Consider the following 14,788-nt stretch of genomic DNA (forward strand, 5'->3'; position numbering starts at 1 on the left):
TCTGCATGGCTTCGCAGCGACGTCACCGCGGTGACGGGCGTCAGCGTGGGCGCGATCGTCGGGTAGACGCGCGCTCACGCGAACGCGCCCGTCGCACGCGGCGGCACGCTCGCCCGACCCAGCCCGTGTCGTCCGACGACATGGTCGAGGCCGTCGAGCAGGAGGTCCACGCCGACCCTGCCCCGCCGACTGCCGACGACGCCTTGGATGCCGACACCTCGGACGCCGGCACCCCTCGTGTCGCGCGGGAGCGTTCGCCGCGGAACCGGCGCCGCCCCGCCCGCAACGGACTCGGTGCTCGCCTGCGGGAAATCGCGATGACCCCCGCGAGCCTCGCGACACTCGTGATCACCGTCGTCGTGGTGTGCGTCGTGGCGTTGACCCTGGCGATGCCGCTGCGGACGTACTTCAGCCAGCGGTCGGAGTTCCGTCAGCTGACCGCGTCGAACGAACAGTTGCGACGCGAGGTCGCGGACTACCAGCAGAAGGTCAACGAGCAGAACGATCCCGCCTACATCGAGGCCCAGGCGCGGACACGTCTGCAGTTCGTCAAACCAGGAGAGATCCCGCTCGTGATGTTGTTCCCCGCCGACGAGGCGCGGCGCGAGGCCGCCGAACGTGCCGAGGAGCGTGCTCGCGCACCGTGGTACGGAAATCTCTGGGACACCTTGTCGACCCCACCCGGCGTGCAGTGAGCATCTCCGCGTGACCAATCCTCACCCCGACGTCTCCGCGGAGGACCTCGCGACGGTGGCCGCCCAGCTCGGGCGCGAGCCGCGGGGGGTCCTCGAGATCAGCTATCGCACACCCGACGGCAGGCCCGCCGTGGTGAAGACCGCGCCCCGGCTGCCCGACGGCACGCCGTTCCCGACCCTGTACTACCTGACCGATCCGCGTCTGACCGCCGAGGCCAGCCGCCAGGAGTCGGCCGGTGTGATGAAGGAGATGACCGCGCGCCTGCACGACGACGCGGAGCTCGCCGCCGCATACCGGAGTGCGCACGAGGACTACCTCGCCGAACGCGACGCGATCGAGCCGCTCGGGACCGACTTCACCGGCGGGGGCATGCCGGATCGGGTGAAGTGCCTCCACGTCCTGATCGCGCACTCACTGGCCAAGGGCCCGGGGCTGAACCCGTTCGGCGACGAGGCGGTGGCGCTCGCAGCCGCGAACGGGTTGCGCGGCACCGCGATCCCGGCCGACTGGCCCGAGCCGGCCGACCCCGCAGGGGACGGCGGGTGAGCGTCGTCGGCGCCGTGGACTGCGGCACCAACTCGATCCGATTGCTGGTGGCGAAGCCGGGACCGGACGGGACTCTGATCGATCTCCATCGTGAGATGCGGGTCGTCCGACTGGGTTACGGCGTGGACGCGACCGGGATGTTCGCCGCCGAGTCGATCGAACGGACGCGGGTCGCACTGAGTGACTACGTCGACACGATGGAATCGCTCGGCGTCGAGCGGGTACGGATGGTCGCGACGTCGGCGACCCGCGATGCGTCGAACCGCGACGAGTTCTTCGCGATGACCGCCGATCTGCTCGGCTGCGTGTCCACGGGCGCCATCGCCGAGGTCATCACCGGTGACGAGGAAGCGCGGCTGTCGTTCCGCGGCGCCGTCGGCGAATTGGATTCGGCAGCTGGGCCTTTCGTGGTCACCGATCTCGGTGGCGGCTCGACGGAGGTGGTGCTCGGCGATGCCGACGGAGTGACCGCGGCGCACTCGGCCGACATCGGATGTGTCCGTCTGACCGAGCGGGCGCTGCCCTCCGATCCGCCGACTCCCGAGGAGTTGGCGGAGGCGACCGAATTCGCGCGCACACGTCTGGCCGAGGCCTTCGCCGCGGTACCGGTGGAGTCGGCGCGCACGTGGGTCGGCGTCGCCGGAACGATGACGACGCTGGCCGCGCTCGGCGCCGGCCTCCCCGAATACGACTCCGACAAGATCCACCTGTCGAGGATCTCGCTGCCCGAACTCGATCGGGTCTGCCGGAACCTGATCGGGATGACACGCGCCGACCGCGCAGCGTTGGGGCCGATGCACCCCGGCCGCGTCGACGTGATCGGCGGGGGTGCTCTGGTGACCCTCGAGCTCGCGAGAGTGCTGTCCGCGCGGGCCGGCATCACCGAACTGGTCGTGAGCGAGCACGACATCCTCGACGGGATCGCGATGGGAATCCTCGACTGAGTACCCGGCAACCCGGTTACCATGCGACACATGGCATATAACCTGCGTTGCCCCTGTGGCGAGTCCATCACGGCTCTCGAGACCGACTTCGTGCCGGCTGTCCAGGCCCACCTCGCGGCCGAACACCCCGGTCGCGACTACAGCGAGACCGAGATCATGATGATGGCCATGACGGTTCCGGACCGCTCGGTGAAGTCGGACGGCTGAACAGGCCACCTGAAACGACGAACGGCCGTGCCCACCACCTCGCGGGTGGTGGGCACGGCCATTGGTGATGAATGGGCGCTAGACGGCGGCCGGATTGCGGAGCGAGATGTTGTTGCACGCCTCGCAGACGGACTCGGGGATGACGCCGCGGCGCTGCAGGAATCCGAAGATGGTGCATCCCAGGCAGAAGCCGAAGACGGCCTCGAGGGTCGCGGCTGCGATCAGGACGCCCGTGGTGATCTGAGCGGCCAACCCGTAGCCGAGCAGGCTCAGCACGAATGCGGTGGCGCTGACGACGAGTCCGATGGTCTGTGCGAACCGTTTGGGCGGCCCCGGTACCAGTTTCTCCTTACGGATGACCTTGGGCACGAGCACGCGCACCGAGAGCTGTCCGAATGGCGAGAGGGTGGGCCCCGACGCCACGCGCAGGACGAATCCGAGGGCCAGGATTCCGTACAGCACGGGGGTGTCAACCGCGACCGCGACGATGGCGAGGACGACGACGAGACCCGCGGTGGACCGCGCGGCATAGTCGTTGACCGGGTTCGGGAACGTGAGTACAGAGCGCACCGACATCGGGCGACAACCTCCGGAAGAGCAGGGACAACCGCCGACCAAGGTACGTGCGGTCGTCGCTGCGGGCAACGATTGTGCCCAGGGTGATCCGATCAGCCGGGGTCAGGACCCCGCGGTCGGATCCATCCGCGGCTCCGAGGCCGCGACATCGCGCGGATCGTCGACGTCCGGTTCGTCCTTGTCGGTCTCACCGCCGTCGGAGGCGAGTTCGGCCTCCCGTGAGATTTCACCCTCCTGATCGATCCCGGCCTGCTCGCCGACGTCGATGCGGTCGGGGAGTTCGTCCATGTCCACTCCGGTCACCTCTCTCGCCTGTTCGGATTCGGCATACGGATCCGTCGGGTCGACCTCGGTCGATGCGTCCGCGAACTCGGCATCGATGATGCCGAAGGTCTCGTCCGACCGCTCGTCGGCCTTGGCCTTGCGGGCGGCCTCGCGCATCTCGAACCCGTCGGTCACGATCTCACCGATCTCGCGGGTCACGCCTGCTACGGCGCCGGTGATGATCGTTGCGATCCGGCCGACGTGCGTGGCCGTGGACTCGATCAATTCCTGGAACAGATCCTTGTTGCGTTCGATGCTGTCGACCATCGCTGTGGGAATCCCCCTGGAGGAGTTGGTTGCGGCACAAAGCCTCGATCGGTGTGTCCCGAGGCTACCCCCGGGACACACCGATCAAACAGCCTCAGGCGACCGACGCGGGCTTCTCGCGCTCGACGATCACCGTCAGATCATCGTCGTCGCGGGTCATCCAGTTGGGCAGCGACAGCTTGGCGATCTTCTTCCAGGTCGACGCGAGCTGGTGGCTCAGGGACCCGGTGTTGTAGGGCAGCCCGTAGCGCTCGCAGATCTCCTGGACCTCTGCGGACATCTCGGGGTAGCGGCTGGCCGGGATGTCGGGGAACAGGTGGTGCTCGATCTGGTGGGACAGGTTGCCGCTCATGATGTGGAACAGCGGACTCCCGGTGATGTTCGCCGAACCGAGCATCTGCCGCAGGTACCACTGGCCGCGCGTCTCGTTCTGGCATTCCTCGGACGTGAATGTCTGGGCGCCGGTCGGGAAGTGGCCGCAGAAGATGATCGAGTAGGTCCAGACGTTGCGCACGAGGTTCGCGGTCGCGTTACCGATGAGGGTCGGGACGAACAACGGGCCGGTGAGCGCCGGGAACACCACGTAGTCCTTCAGGACCTGGCGACCGGCCTTGCGCCACATGCCTTTCACGAGGCCCTTGATGTCGCTCCACTTGCGCTTGCCGGTGATGACGTTCTCGGCTTCGAGGTCGTGCAGCATGACGCCCCACTCGAACAGCAGCATCAGTGCGGTCGCGTACCCGAGGTTCCCCAGGTAGTAGGGGTTCCACTTCTGATCGCGGGCCATGCGCAGGATGCCGTAGCCGATGTCGCGGTCCTCACCGAGGATGTTGGTGAAGGTGTGGTGCAGGTAGTTGTGACTGTGCTTCCACTGGTCGGCCGGACAGACGGTGTCCCACTCGAATTCGCGGGAGTTGTAGGTGTCCTCGCGCATCCAGTCGTACTGGCCGTGCATGACGTTGTGGCCGATCTCCATGTTGTCGAGGATCTTCGACACGGAGAGCGCGCCGACCGCGGCGATCCAGGCCGGCGGGAAGAACCCGAGATACATGAGTGCGCGCCCGCCGATCTCGAAGCCGCGCTGGGCGCGGATCACCGAGTACAGGTAGTCGCGGTCTTTCTGGCCGAGGTCGGCGACGATGCGGGCACGCAGGGCGTCGAGGTCCTTCCCGAGCGCTTCGACCTGCTCGTAGGACAGCACGACGGTGTTCGGGTCGTTCGCGACGGTGTCGTCGGCGCCGACTCGGTGCAGCGCGGGCAGGTTGTCGCCGATGGTGGTCTCGAGGTCACGGCTGATGTCGATGGTCATGGCAATGCCTCCTTCTGGGAGAGGAGATGTGGCTGGGGAGGGTGGATCTGTGGGGGTGTCAGCTCGCGGACATCAGATCTCGATGTCGACGGAGCCGACCGGGGCGCTGATGCACAGCTGGATCTGGGTGTCGGATTCGTCGTCGACCTCGCCGGTCAGGACGTTGCGGGTGCATCCGAACTTCTTCGTCGCGACACAGGAGAAGCAGATGCCCATCCGGCACCCGGACTCGGGCGTGAGTCCGGCGGACTCGGCCTGGTCGAGGATCGGACGGCCGTCGTTGGCCGCCGATGTCCCCGATGTGGAGAACGTGACCTCGCCCTCGACGGAGTCCGGGTCGACGGCCGGGACGACCGGAGCGAAAGCCTCGCTGTGCAGCGGCTGCGAGATCTCGAGTTCCGCGTGTGCCCGGGCGACCTCGTCCATCAGCGTGGCCGGGCCGCAGACGAAGACGTCGGCGTCGGACAGTCCGGGGATTCCGTCGAGGTGCGCGGCGGTGAAGTGTCCGTCGGCCTCGTCGCGGGTGTGGTGCAGGCGCAGATCGAACCGGGGATGCGCGGCGGCGAGCTCACGGAGTTCCGTGCGGTAGGCGACGTCGGACGGGGTGCGCGCGTAGTGCACGAACGTGATCGGTCCGGCGTACTGTCGGGCGACGAGTGTTCTCGCCATTGAGAGTACAGGTGTAATCCCACTGCCGCCGCTGACGAAGACCGCCGAGGTCGGATCGGTCTCCGGCAACATGAAGTCACCGCTCGCGGCGGACAGGCCGACGACGTCGCCGGCGCGGGCGTGCTCGCGCAGGTGAGTGGACACGAAGCCGTCGTCGTGGGCGGTGATCGTCAGTTCGATGTCGCCGTCCGGGCCCGCGGCGGCATTGGCCGGCGAGAAACAGCGCGTGTGGCGGACGCCGTCGATGACGACCTTGAGCTGCACGAACTGGCCCGCTTCATGGCCTTGCCACTGCCGGGTGGGACGAATGGTGAGTCGGACGGTGCGCGACGTGGGCCGCTCGACACGGGTGATCTCGCCGCGCAGGTCGCGCCAGGTGATCATCGGGTCGAGAAGTTCGAGATAGCGGTCGACCGGATGCGGCGAGAGTGCGGCTTCGACGATCGAACCGACCAGACGGCTCCACCGGCCGGGCGTGGCGTCGGCGTCGGCGCGGGTCTGGTCCTGGGGTGTGCGGATGCTCATGGGCTGGGCTCCGTTCGGTTCATTTCGGTGTACATGTGTACACCGGAAAGTGTGGCATGCGGTGGTCGGTGATCGTCAAGGGTTCACCGTTGTGACTGCCGTCACCCCGGCTCTCGGCCGGTTCGCGGCGGGCCTCGGCAGGACGCATAGACTCGGGTGCGTGACACGCACGCGAGAGCCGGGCCGACGCGATGCTCAGACGCGTGCGGACCGCAAGAACCAGACGCGCCAGGCGCTGCTGGACACCACGCGGTCACTGGTCGGTGAGCGCAGCTTCGGCAGCATCAGCCTCCGCGAGGTCGCCCGCGGCGCCGGGATCGTGCCGACTGCCTTCTATCGCCACTTCGCGTCGATGGAAGATCTCGGGGTCACCGTCGTCGAGGACTCGATGCGCGTCCTACGCCGGGCGCTGCGTGACGGTCGACGCGACCTGGCGGCGCGCGAGGCCCTGCCGACCGCGCAGAACTCGCTCGCGATCCTGCTGCGACATGTGCGCGAGAACGAATCGCAGTTCCGGTTCCTGGTGCGGGAACAGCACGGCGGCATCGCCGAGATCCGGCGCGCGATCGACACCGAACTCCGGCTGTTCTCCAAAGAGCTCGCGATCGATCTCGCGCGTATCCCCGACCTGTCGCGCTGGCAGCCCGACGACCTCGAACTCGCGGCGGAACTGATCGTCGTCATCATGCTCACCGCCGTGGCCGATCTGCTCGACGGGGAGTACCGCGGCCGTGGCGCGGAGCAGGAGATCGTCGAACGCACCGAGCGGCAGCTCGTGATGGTCTTCCTCGGCATGGGCCAGTGGCGCCCGTCGACCGACTGACCTGCGGGAACACATCGTCTAGCTGGCCGGACCCGCGGTTGTCGATTTGCCCTCAGGGCGATTTCAACTGTGGTCCGTCGTCGTGATGGTGCCCGACACTGGGCCGAGACACCGTGGCGGCCCTCTCTGAGAACGAGACTCGTGGCGGTGTCGTGCTCGCTCTCTGCCGTCTCGACCGAAAGGTGCCCTCGCGGTGTCTCTGCATTTTCACTGGTTTCTGCCCACCTACGGCGACTCGCGCAACCTGATCGCCGGCGGACACGGCAGCCAGATGACGGGGGACCGCCCGGCCGATCTGCGATACCTCAAGCAACTCGCCGGTGCCGCCGAGGCCAACGGCTTCGAGGCGGTCCTGACCCCGGCCGGGCTGTGGTGTGAGGACGCCTGGCTGACCACGGCCGCACTCATCGACGCCACCGAGAGCCTCAAGTTCCTGGTGGCGTTCCGGCCCGGACTCATCTCGCCGACACTGGCAGCGCAGATGGCCGCCACGTTCCAATGGCATTCGCAGGGCCGTCTGCTGGTCAACGTCGTGACCGGTGGCGAGTCGAGTGAGCAGCGCGCCTTCGGCGACTTCCTGGCGAAGAACGCGCGGTACGAGCGCTGCGACGAGTACCTGGAGATCATCCGGCGGCTCTGGACCGAGGACGCGCCCGTCGACGTGGTGGGGAAGTACCTCCGCGTCGAAGGTGCGCAGCTCGGCCGCCGCCCCGATCCGACGCCGGAGATCTTCTTCGGCGGGTCCTCCCCGGCCGCCGGCGACGTCGCGGCCAAACACGCCGACACCTACCTCACCTGGGGTGAGCGTCCGGACGCGGTCGCCGAGAAGATCGCCTGGGTCAACGGCCTCGCCGCCGCGCAGGGCCGCGAGCTCTCCCACGGCATCCGGTTCCACGTGATCGCCCGCGAGACGTCCGAGCAGGCCTGGGCCGAGGCGGCTCGTCTGCTCGGTGCGCTCGACCCCGCGCAGGTCGCCACCGCTCAGCAGAATCTGGCGCGCTCGGAGTCCGAGGGGCAGCGGCGTATGTCCGAACTCCACGGTCGTGGAACCGGTTTCGCCGACCACAACGACCCGCACTCGCTGGAGATCCACCCCGGCGTGTGGGCCGGGGTCGGGCTGGTCCGTGGTGGTGCCGGTACCGCTCTGGTCGGTTCGTACGACGAGGTGGCCGCACTCATCGCCGAATACGCCGCGCTCGGACTCGACCATTTCATCTTGTCCGGCTATCCGCACCTCGAAGAGGCATACCACTTCGGCGACGGGGTCCGGCCCGCTCTCGCCCGGCTGGGCCTGCTCGACCCGGCGTCGGCCGGCCTGTCCGAGGCCGTGCGGACCGCGTTCCTTCCGCGCCTGCAGGCTGCATCGTCCTGAACCACAACCCTTCTTTTCCCTAGTCACGTCACCGACACCTCGCGGAGGTAGTTATGTCCACCGAGTCCATCGCGGACCAGATCAAGTTCGCCTACTGGGTGCCCAACGTCAGCGGCGGTCTGGTCACCAGCACCATCGAGCAGCGCACCGGCTGGGACTACGACTACAACGTCAAACTCGCACAGACCGCCGAGAACAACGGTTTCGAGTACGCGCTGTCGCAGGTGCGGTACGAGGCGAGCTACGGAGCCGAATATCAGCACGAATCCACGAGTTTCAGCCTTGCGCTCCTGCTCGCCACGCAGCGGCTGAAGGTGATCGCCGCGGTGCATCCGGGTCTCTGGCATCCGGCCGTCCTGGCCAAGCTCGGCGCGACCGCCGACCATCTGTCCAAGGGCCGCTTCGCGATCAACGTCGTCAGCGGTTGGTTCAAGGACGAGTTCACCCACCTCGGCGAGCCGTGGCTCGAGCACGACGAACGGTACCGGCGCAGCGGTGAGTTCCTCGAGGTCATCCGCAAGATCTGGACCGAGGACGAGGTCGACTACCGCGGCGACTTCTACCGGATCCACGACTTCACGTTGAAGCCCAAGCCGCTCAACACACCTGAGCGTCCGAACCCGGAGTTGTTCCAAGGTGGGAACTCGTCGGCCGCCCGCAACAACGGCGGACGCTACGCGGACTGGTATTTCTCCAACGGCAAGGACTTCGACGGCGTCACCGAACAACTCGATGACCTCCGCGCCGTCGCACGCGCTCACCAGCGCGAGGTGAAGTTCGGGCTCAACGGCTTCATCATCGCGCGTGACACCGAGAAAGAGGCCCGCGACACCCTGCGCGAGATCGTCGAGAAGGCGAATCGTCCGGCGGTCGAGGGTTTCCGGGACGCCGTCCAGCAGGCGGGCAACTCCACCGGCGACAAGAAGGGCATGTGGGCCGACTCGTCGTTCGAGGACCTCGTGCAGTACAACGACGGCTTCCGCACCCAGCTGATCGGTACCCCGGAACAGGTGGCCGAGCGCATCGTCGCCTACAAACGTCTGGGCGTCGACCTCATCCTGGGTGGCTTCCTGCACTTCCAGGAGGAGATCGAGTACTTCGGCGAGAAGGTCCTTCCCCTGGTCCGTGAGATCGAGGGTGCCCAGAGCAGCACTGCCCAGGCCGCTGCGGGAGTGGCGTGACCGCAGTGAGCCAGGCACGGTCCCGGGCCGCCACACGAATCGGGACCGACGCCGAGGCGTTGTCCGTCGCGCGGGAACTGGCCGCCGAATTCGCGGTGGGGGCCGCCGAACGGGACCGCGAGCGGCGGTTGCCCCGTGCCGAGATCGACCGGCTCTCGGAGTCGGGTCTGCTGGCGCTCACCGTCCCCGCGCGATTCGGCGGTCTCGACGTGCGGCCCAGCGTGCTTGCCGAGGTGGTCGCGATCCTGGCCGCCGCGGACGCGAGCATCGCGCAGATCCCGCACAGCCACTTCGTCTATCTCAACCTCGTCCGGCTGTCGGCAGGACATGCGTTGCAGGAGCGGATCTTCACCGACGTGCTCGCCGGTGGCCGGGTGGCCAATGCCCAGTCCGAGCGGGGCGGCAAGACCGTCGCCGACATCTCGACGCGGCTGAGTCCGACCGACGGCGGGGATGGGCGATTCGTCCTCGACGGTGAGAAGTTCTACTGCACCGGCTCGCTGTTCGCGGACACCCTCGCCGTGCTCGCCAGGCTGGACGTCGCCGCCGGCGACCTCGTGCCCGGGGAGTACGTCGCGTTCATCCCGGCCGACGCCGCCGGCGTGGAGATCGTCGATGACTGGGATGCGGTGGGGCAGCGCACGACAGGTTCGGGGACCGTCCGCTTCACCGGGGTGACAGTGGGGGTCGAGGATCTCGTGACGCGCGCACCGGCCACGTCCACACCCACCGGGTACGGCGCGTTCGCCCAGTTGCTGCATGTGGCGATCGACGTCGGGATCGCGCGGGGTGCGCTGCGGGAGGCGGCCGAGTTCGTGCGCACCAAGTCACGGCCGTGGTTCGAGGCCGAGGTCGATCGCGCCGTCGACGATCCGCTCGTGGTCCAGCGATTCGGCGAGCTGGAGGTCGATGTGGCGACCGCCGAGGCGACTCTTGCGGCCGCCGGCCGTCGGGTCGACACGGCCGTGGGTGCGGCGTCGGGGGAGTCGGGTCGCGCCGGCGTCGACGCGTCGCTTGCCGTCGCCGAGGCGTCGATCGCCGTCGCCACGGCCAAGGCGGTCGCCGATCGGGTTGCCACGCCGGTGGCCTCGGCGCTGTTCGAGGTGAGCGGAACCCGCAGTGCCGCAGCCGGGAGCGGTCTCGACCGCTACTGGCGTGACGCCCGCACTCACACGCTCCACGATCCGGTCCGCTGGAAGTACCAGCACATCGGCCGTTGGGTGCTGCGCGGCGAGGAGCCGCCCCTGCACGGCGTGATCTGATCGATCGGTCTCAGAGGTATGTGCCGACGTGCGATATGGCCTTCTTCGGTGTCTTCGCGTTGAAACCGTCGCCGATCGCCCGGAGCTTCCATTCGCCGCCGTCGCGGGAGATGACAGCCATCGCGACGGCGGTGAACGGCATACCGCCCTTGAGGGTGTAGCGGGCCAGCTCGGCCGAGGTCGTCTCGTCGACGAGACGGCAGTAGGCGTTCTCGATCTTCTCGAATGTGTGGCCCCGGTAGGACGTGACGATGAACATCAACGCGTCGATCTGGGGTGGGACCGATTGCAGCGCAACGCGGATGACCTCGTCGTCGCCCTCGCCCTCGCCGGTGAGGTTGTCCCCGGAATGCAGGATCGAACGGTTCTTGCTGTTGAGATGGCCGTAGTAGACGGTCTCCACGCACTTCCCACCTGAGAACATGAGCACCGAGGCGTCGAGATCGATCGAGCCGCCCCGGCCGAATCCGCCGCGTACCGGGTCCCATCCCAACCCCATCTGGATGTCGGTGAGCGCCACGCCGCCTTCTTTGCGGAGGGTCACCCGCTGCCCTTTGGTCAGGCTGACGGGCGCGCCCTTGCGGAGACTGATCTCCGGGGACGACGGCGGGGCCGGGGGTCGCGGCGCCGCGGCAGGCTGCGGCGGGGTGGCCGGGGGTGCCGGGGGCGGCGTGGGCGCAGCCGGACGTGAGTAGCTGACCGGCGCCGGCGGGGCGGGTGCAGCGTGCGGTTCGTCGTCGACGCTCACGCCGTGGTCACGGACGAGGTCGGCGAAACCACCGGCGTATCCCTGCCCGACCGCACGAACCTTCCAGTCGTCGTGTCGGCGGTACACCTCGAGCGCGACGACAACGGACTCACTGGTGAGACCGGTGATGGTGAAGTCATACAGAGGGCGGCCGGCGGCGTCGGTGACCCGCGCAACCGGCGGTGCGAACCGGCCGAAGGTCGACGACGCGTCGTCGAGGGTGATCACCGCGCGCACCGCATCGATGTCCGCTGGAATCCCGGTCGTCGAGACGTGCAGTTGCGCACCACCTCCCGGAGCCTGCTGCAACCGGACGCCCGGTCCCGAGGGCTGGTTGTAGAAGACGAAGTCGTCGTCGGTGCGTACGACGCCACGGTCGGTCACCAGCAGCGCCGACAGGTCGGCGGCGGTCGCGAGATCCACGGAGACGATGACATCGGTGGTCGGCAACGGGCCGTTCTGGCCTTTGGTCAGAGCAGACATGTACGGGCGGTTCCTCACATGAGTCGGGGCGCACTGGCGCCGGGAGCGGAGCGAGCGGGCCGGTTCCGCCTGGCGCCGGGAGCGGAGCGAGTGGGCCGAATACGGACAGCGTAGTCATGTGAGGCGGTCATGCGAGGCCACGCCTTCGGGCGCCCGACGCGATGTCCCGGCGGGGAAGTTGCAATCGAGCGGCCGACAGACGGTGTCCGATTGGGGGCATATGCTCCTGCGTATGGCTGGGAGTCGGGTCAACACACAGTTCGGGCCGTACCGCCTCGACGAGTTGCTGGGCCGCGGTGGGATGGGCGAGGTCTACCGCGCATACGACACGACCAAGGATCGGGTCGTCGCGCTCAAGCTGCTCAATCCCGGACTGGCCCACGATCCGATGTACCAGGAGCGGTTTCGCCGCGAATCGCATGCCGCGGCACGGCTCGGGGAGCCCCACGTCATCCCGATTCACGACTGGGGTGAGATCGACGGGGTGCTGTTCATCGACATGCGCCTGGTCGCGGGCGAGGATCTGCGCGCGCTTCTGACGCAGAACACCCGGCTCGCCCCTGAACGCGCGGTGTCGATCGTCGAGCAGGTGGCCGCAGCGCTCGACGCCGCGCATTCCGAGGGGCTCGTGCACCGCGACATCAAGCCGGAGAACATCCTGGTCGGCGCCAACGACTTCGCCTACCTCGTCGATTTCGGTATCGCGCACGCTGCCGAGGACACCCACCTCACCCAGACCGGTACGGCGGTCGGGTCGATCGCCTACATGGCGCCGGAGCTCTTCGACGCCGCGCAGGTCAGCGCTGCCAGCGACATCTACGCCCTGGCATGTGTCCTCTTCGAGTGTCTGACCGGCCGCGTGCCGCACCCGGCGAAGACGGTGAGCGCGGCCATCAAGGCGGCGGTGCTGTCACCGCCGCCATCACCCAGTGCGGTCAACGCCGACGTACCGCCCGCGATGGACGAGGTGATCCGCACGGCCCTGGCCGCCGACCCCGCGGTGCGCCACGGCTCCGCGCTCGCGCTCGCCCGGGCGGCCCGCGCCGCTCTCGCCGGGGGCGTGGACGATGTCCGGTCGGGGCCGATCCTCGTCAAGCCGGCGCCCGCAGCGCCGGAGGCGCCGACCGGTGTCGTGCGTGCGCCGGACACGGTCATCGCGCCCACCGACCCGGTGTACGAACCGACCCTCGTACGGCACACGACGGGTCCTGAGGCGGGAGCCGGGACCACGCAGCTCTCCGGCCCGCAGCAGCTCTCCGGCCCGCAGCAGTTCTCGGGCCCGCACGGTTACGCGCCGCCGCAGCACTATTCGGATGCCCAGTACCTCGGGGGTCGGGATCAGGGGTATCCGCCAGGCTTCTCGGGTCCGCACGAGGGGGCCTCGGCGTACGGACCACCCGGGTATCCGCCCGCATACCCGCCGGCCCAGCGCCGCTCGGTCGCGATTCCGGTGCTGATCGCCTTGATCGCGGTGGCGCTCGTCGGGCTCGCCGTCCTCGGCGGCGTCCTGATCGCGGGCTCGGGCGACGACACCACCACGCGGGCCGACGACGAACCGACCACGCCGACGGTGACCGAGACGGTCGCACCTCCGCCGACCGTCCAGAACGCCCCGCCGGCACCCCCGGCCCCGGCAGCGCCGCCTCCTGGCTCGAGCCCGTGCGATGCGACGGTCGGGATCGGTACCTCGGTGACCAGTTGCCCGTTCGCGTTCGCAGTCCGCGACGCCTACGCGGTGTCGGGGGCTGCGCGGTCCCCGCGCGTCGTGGTTGCGATCAGCCCGGTCACCGGCCAGGCCTATGCGATGAACTGCGTGCCCGAGGGCGCGATCGTCGCCTGCCGCGGAGGCAACGACGCCGTGGTGCACATCTACTGATGGGGATCACCGAACAGCAGTCCCGGCGTACGTCGAGTCCGAAGCCCCGGATGACAGGTGCGATCGCACTGGGCATGGCCGCGCTCCTCGCGGGATGCGCGGGCGGACCCGAGCCGGAGCCCGTCGAACCGGTCACGGTCACGGTGACCGCGGACCCGTCCGCATCGACACCCGCGCCCGGTCCAAACGCGCCGACCGCGTCGTCGACCGTTCCTCCTGCCGCGTTCGGGGGCCTGGCAGCCAGTTTCCGCAAGGTCGCGGCGTCGACCGGCCTGACGGTCGGCATGGCGATCGCGCCCGTCGGCGGGTCGGCCGTCCCGGCGCTGACCCTCGGTGACGACGCGCCGAGGGTGGCGTGGTCGACGATCAAGGTGCCGCTGGCGGTCGCCGCGGAACGCGCCAACGGCCCGAGTCCTTCGGCGCGCGCCGCGATCGTCGATTCCGACAACGCCGCCGCGGAGAGTCTCTGGTCCTCGCTCGGCGGTGGACAATCGGCGGCCGGTGCGGTGACCGCGGTGCTGCGCGACGGTGGCGACACCACGACGGTCGTCCCGGCGACACAGCGTCGCGCCGGCTTCACGGTCTTCGGACAGACGGTGTGGTCGTTGCCCGACGCGGCGACGTTCACTGCCGGTTTGCCCTGCCTGGAAGGTGCGCGAAATGTGGTCGCGCTCATGGGGCAGGTGGGCGGCAACCAACAGTGGGGCATCGAGATCATGCCGGCACCGCGTGCCACCGCCGTCAAGGGTGGCTGGGGCCCGGGTGTCACGGATGGATACCTGGTCCGGCAGATCGGAATCCTCACCTTCCGCGACGGTCAACGGGCTGCGGTGGCGATGAGCGCGGTCGGGGGCTCGATGTCGGGTGGTGTCGCGGCATTGAACTCGGTGGCGAACTGGCTCAACAGCAACCTGGCCCGCTTGCCGCGTGGACGCTGTTCCGCCTGATCACTTCTCGGGCAGGTGTGACACCGGTCCCAG

15 protein-coding genes are annotated in these 14,788 nt (G+C 68.7%); 10 read left to right on the forward strand and 5 right to left on the reverse strand.

Going from position 1 to position 14,788, the window contains the following annotated elements; all coding sequences use genetic code 11:
* Positions 1–5 precede the first annotated feature (5 nt).
* From BCM27_RS08260 to BCM27_RS25865, 4 genes are read left to right on the forward strand one after another with little or no spacing between them, the layout of a single operon-like run.
* On the forward strand, positions 6–695 hold the full coding sequence (locus BCM27_RS08260) for a septum formation initiator family protein (protein WP_033203640.1): 690 nt from the start codon (positions 6–8) through the stop codon (positions 693–695).
* Positions 696–705: 10 nt separating this feature from the next.
* Complete coding sequence (locus tag BCM27_RS08265; protein WP_004022678.1) at positions 706–1,242, forward strand: DUF501 domain-containing protein; 537 nt, start codon at positions 706–708, stop codon at positions 1,240–1,242.
* Entirely contained in the window at positions 1,239–2,186 is a 948-nt protein-coding gene (locus BCM27_RS08270; RefSeq protein WP_004022679.1) for a Ppx/GppA phosphatase family protein, read from the forward strand. The genes BCM27_RS08265 and BCM27_RS08270 overlap by 4 nt, the downstream gene beginning before the upstream one ends.
* Positions 2,187–2,216: 30 nt before the next feature.
* Entirely contained in the window at positions 2,217–2,393 is a 177-nt protein-coding gene (locus tag BCM27_RS25865) for a hypothetical protein (protein WP_167550895.1), read from the forward strand.
* A 78-nt stretch (positions 2,394–2,471) separates the two neighbouring features.
* On the opposite strand, the gene BCM27_RS08275 is transcribed toward BCM27_RS25865, so the two are convergent.
* The 4 genes from BCM27_RS08275 to BCM27_RS08290 form a co-directional block, all read right to left on the reverse strand.
* Positions 2,472–2,969, reverse strand: coding sequence for a DUF4395 domain-containing protein (locus BCM27_RS08275; RefSeq protein WP_004022681.1), 498 nt, complete (start codon positions 2,967–2,969; stop codon positions 2,472–2,474).
* Positions 2,970–3,071: 102 nt separating this feature from the next.
* The gene (locus BCM27_RS08280) at positions 3,072–3,560 is read right to left on the reverse strand and encodes a hypothetical protein (RefSeq protein ID WP_004022682.1); all 489 of its coding nucleotides are present in this window, start codon (positions 3,558–3,560) and stop codon (positions 3,072–3,074) included.
* Positions 3,561–3,654: 94 nt separating this feature from the next.
* Complete coding sequence (locus tag BCM27_RS08285; RefSeq protein WP_004022683.1) at positions 3,655–4,869, reverse strand: fatty acid desaturase family protein; 1,215 nt, start codon at positions 4,867–4,869, stop codon at positions 3,655–3,657.
* 72 nt (positions 4,870–4,941) lie between these two features.
* Entirely contained in the window at positions 4,942–6,063 is a 1,122-nt protein-coding gene (locus tag BCM27_RS08290; protein WP_004022684.1) for a ferredoxin reductase, read from the reverse strand.
* 160 nt (positions 6,064–6,223) lie between these two features.
* Here BCM27_RS08290 and BCM27_RS08295 point away from each other — a divergent pair, with 160 nt between their 5' ends.
* The 4 genes from BCM27_RS08295 (at position 6,224) to BCM27_RS08310 (ending at position 10,701) form a co-directional block, all read left to right on the forward strand.
* A complete protein-coding gene (locus BCM27_RS08295; protein WP_004022685.1) occupies positions 6,224–6,886 on the forward strand; it encodes a TetR family transcriptional regulator in 663 nt (220 codons plus the stop codon).
* Positions 6,887–7,079: 193 nt separating this feature from the next.
* Positions 7,080–8,258 carry an LLM class flavin-dependent oxidoreductase gene (locus BCM27_RS08300; RefSeq protein ID WP_004022686.1) on the forward strand — a complete coding sequence of 393 codons (1,179 nt, stop codon included), beginning with the start codon at positions 7,080–7,082 and terminating at the stop codon, positions 8,256–8,258.
* 53 nt (positions 8,259–8,311) lie between these two features.
* Positions 8,312–9,439 carry a dimethylsulfone monooxygenase SfnG gene (gene sfnG / locus BCM27_RS08305; protein ID WP_033203639.1) on the forward strand — a complete coding sequence of 376 codons (1,128 nt, stop codon included), beginning with the start codon at positions 8,312–8,314 and terminating at the stop codon, positions 9,437–9,439.
* Complete coding sequence (locus BCM27_RS08310) at positions 9,436–10,701, forward strand: SfnB family sulfur acquisition oxidoreductase (protein ID WP_004020263.1); 1,266 nt, start codon at positions 9,436–9,438, stop codon at positions 10,699–10,701. The genes sfnG and BCM27_RS08310 overlap by 4 nt, the downstream gene beginning before the upstream one ends.
* 10 nt (positions 10,702–10,711) lie before the next feature.
* Here BCM27_RS08310 and BCM27_RS08315 read toward each other — a convergent pair whose 3' ends face one another.
* Entirely contained in the window at positions 10,712–11,932 is a 1,221-nt protein-coding gene (locus BCM27_RS08315; RefSeq protein ID WP_004020264.1) for a TerD family protein, read from the reverse strand.
* Between the two features lie 232 nt (positions 11,933–12,164).
* Here BCM27_RS08315 and BCM27_RS08320 point away from each other — a divergent pair, with 232 nt between their 5' ends.
* On the forward strand, positions 12,165–13,808 hold the full coding sequence (locus BCM27_RS08320) for a serine/threonine-protein kinase (protein ID WP_033203778.1): 1,644 nt from the start codon (positions 12,165–12,167) through the stop codon (positions 13,806–13,808).
* Entirely contained in the window at positions 13,808–14,755 is a 948-nt protein-coding gene (locus BCM27_RS08325; RefSeq protein ID WP_004020266.1) for a serine hydrolase, read from the forward strand. The genes BCM27_RS08320 and BCM27_RS08325 overlap by 1 nt, the downstream gene beginning before the upstream one ends.
* Positions 14,756–14,788: the final 33 nt, after the last annotated feature.

Origin of the sequence: Gordonia terrae (assembly GCF_001698225.1) — a bacterium.
GTDB lineage: Bacteria > Actinomycetota > Actinomycetes > Mycobacteriales > Mycobacteriaceae > Gordonia > Gordonia terrae.

Bases quoted from the DNA above. Each gene is read 5' to 3' on its own strand.
- BCM27_RS08260 (WP_033203640.1), top strand. From the start codon at position 6: ATGGCTTCGCAGCGACGTCACCGCGGTGACGGGCGTCAGCGTGGGCGC.
- BCM27_RS25865 (WP_167550895.1), top strand. From the start codon at position 2,217: ATGGCATATAACCTGCGTTGCCCCTGTGGCGAGTCCATCACGGCTCTC.
- BCM27_RS08275 (WP_004022681.1), bottom strand. From the start codon at position 2,969: ATGTCGGTGCGCTCTGTACTCACGTTCCCGAACCCGGTCAACGACTAT.
- BCM27_RS08280 (WP_004022682.1), bottom strand. From the start codon at position 3,560: ATGGTCGACAGCATCGAACGCAACAAGGATCTGTTCCAGGAATTGATC.
- BCM27_RS08285 (WP_004022683.1), bottom strand. From the start codon at position 4,869: ATGACCATCGACATCAGCCGTGACCTCGAGACCACCATCGGCGACAAC.
- BCM27_RS08290 (WP_004022684.1), bottom strand. From the start codon at position 6,063: ATGAGCATCCGCACACCCCAGGACCAGACCCGCGCCGACGCCGACGCC.
- sfnG (WP_033203639.1), top strand. From the start codon at position 8,312: ATGTCCACCGAGTCCATCGCGGACCAGATCAAGTTCGCCTACTGGGTG.
- BCM27_RS08315 (WP_004020264.1), bottom strand. From the start codon at position 11,932: ATGTCTGCTCTGACCAAAGGCCAGAACGGCCCGTTGCCGACCACCGAT.
- BCM27_RS08320 (WP_033203778.1), top strand. From the start codon at position 12,165: ATGGCTGGGAGTCGGGTCAACACACAGTTCGGGCCGTACCGCCTCGAC.
- BCM27_RS08325 (WP_004020266.1), top strand. From the start codon at position 13,808: ATGGGGATCACCGAACAGCAGTCCCGGCGTACGTCGAGTCCGAAGCCC.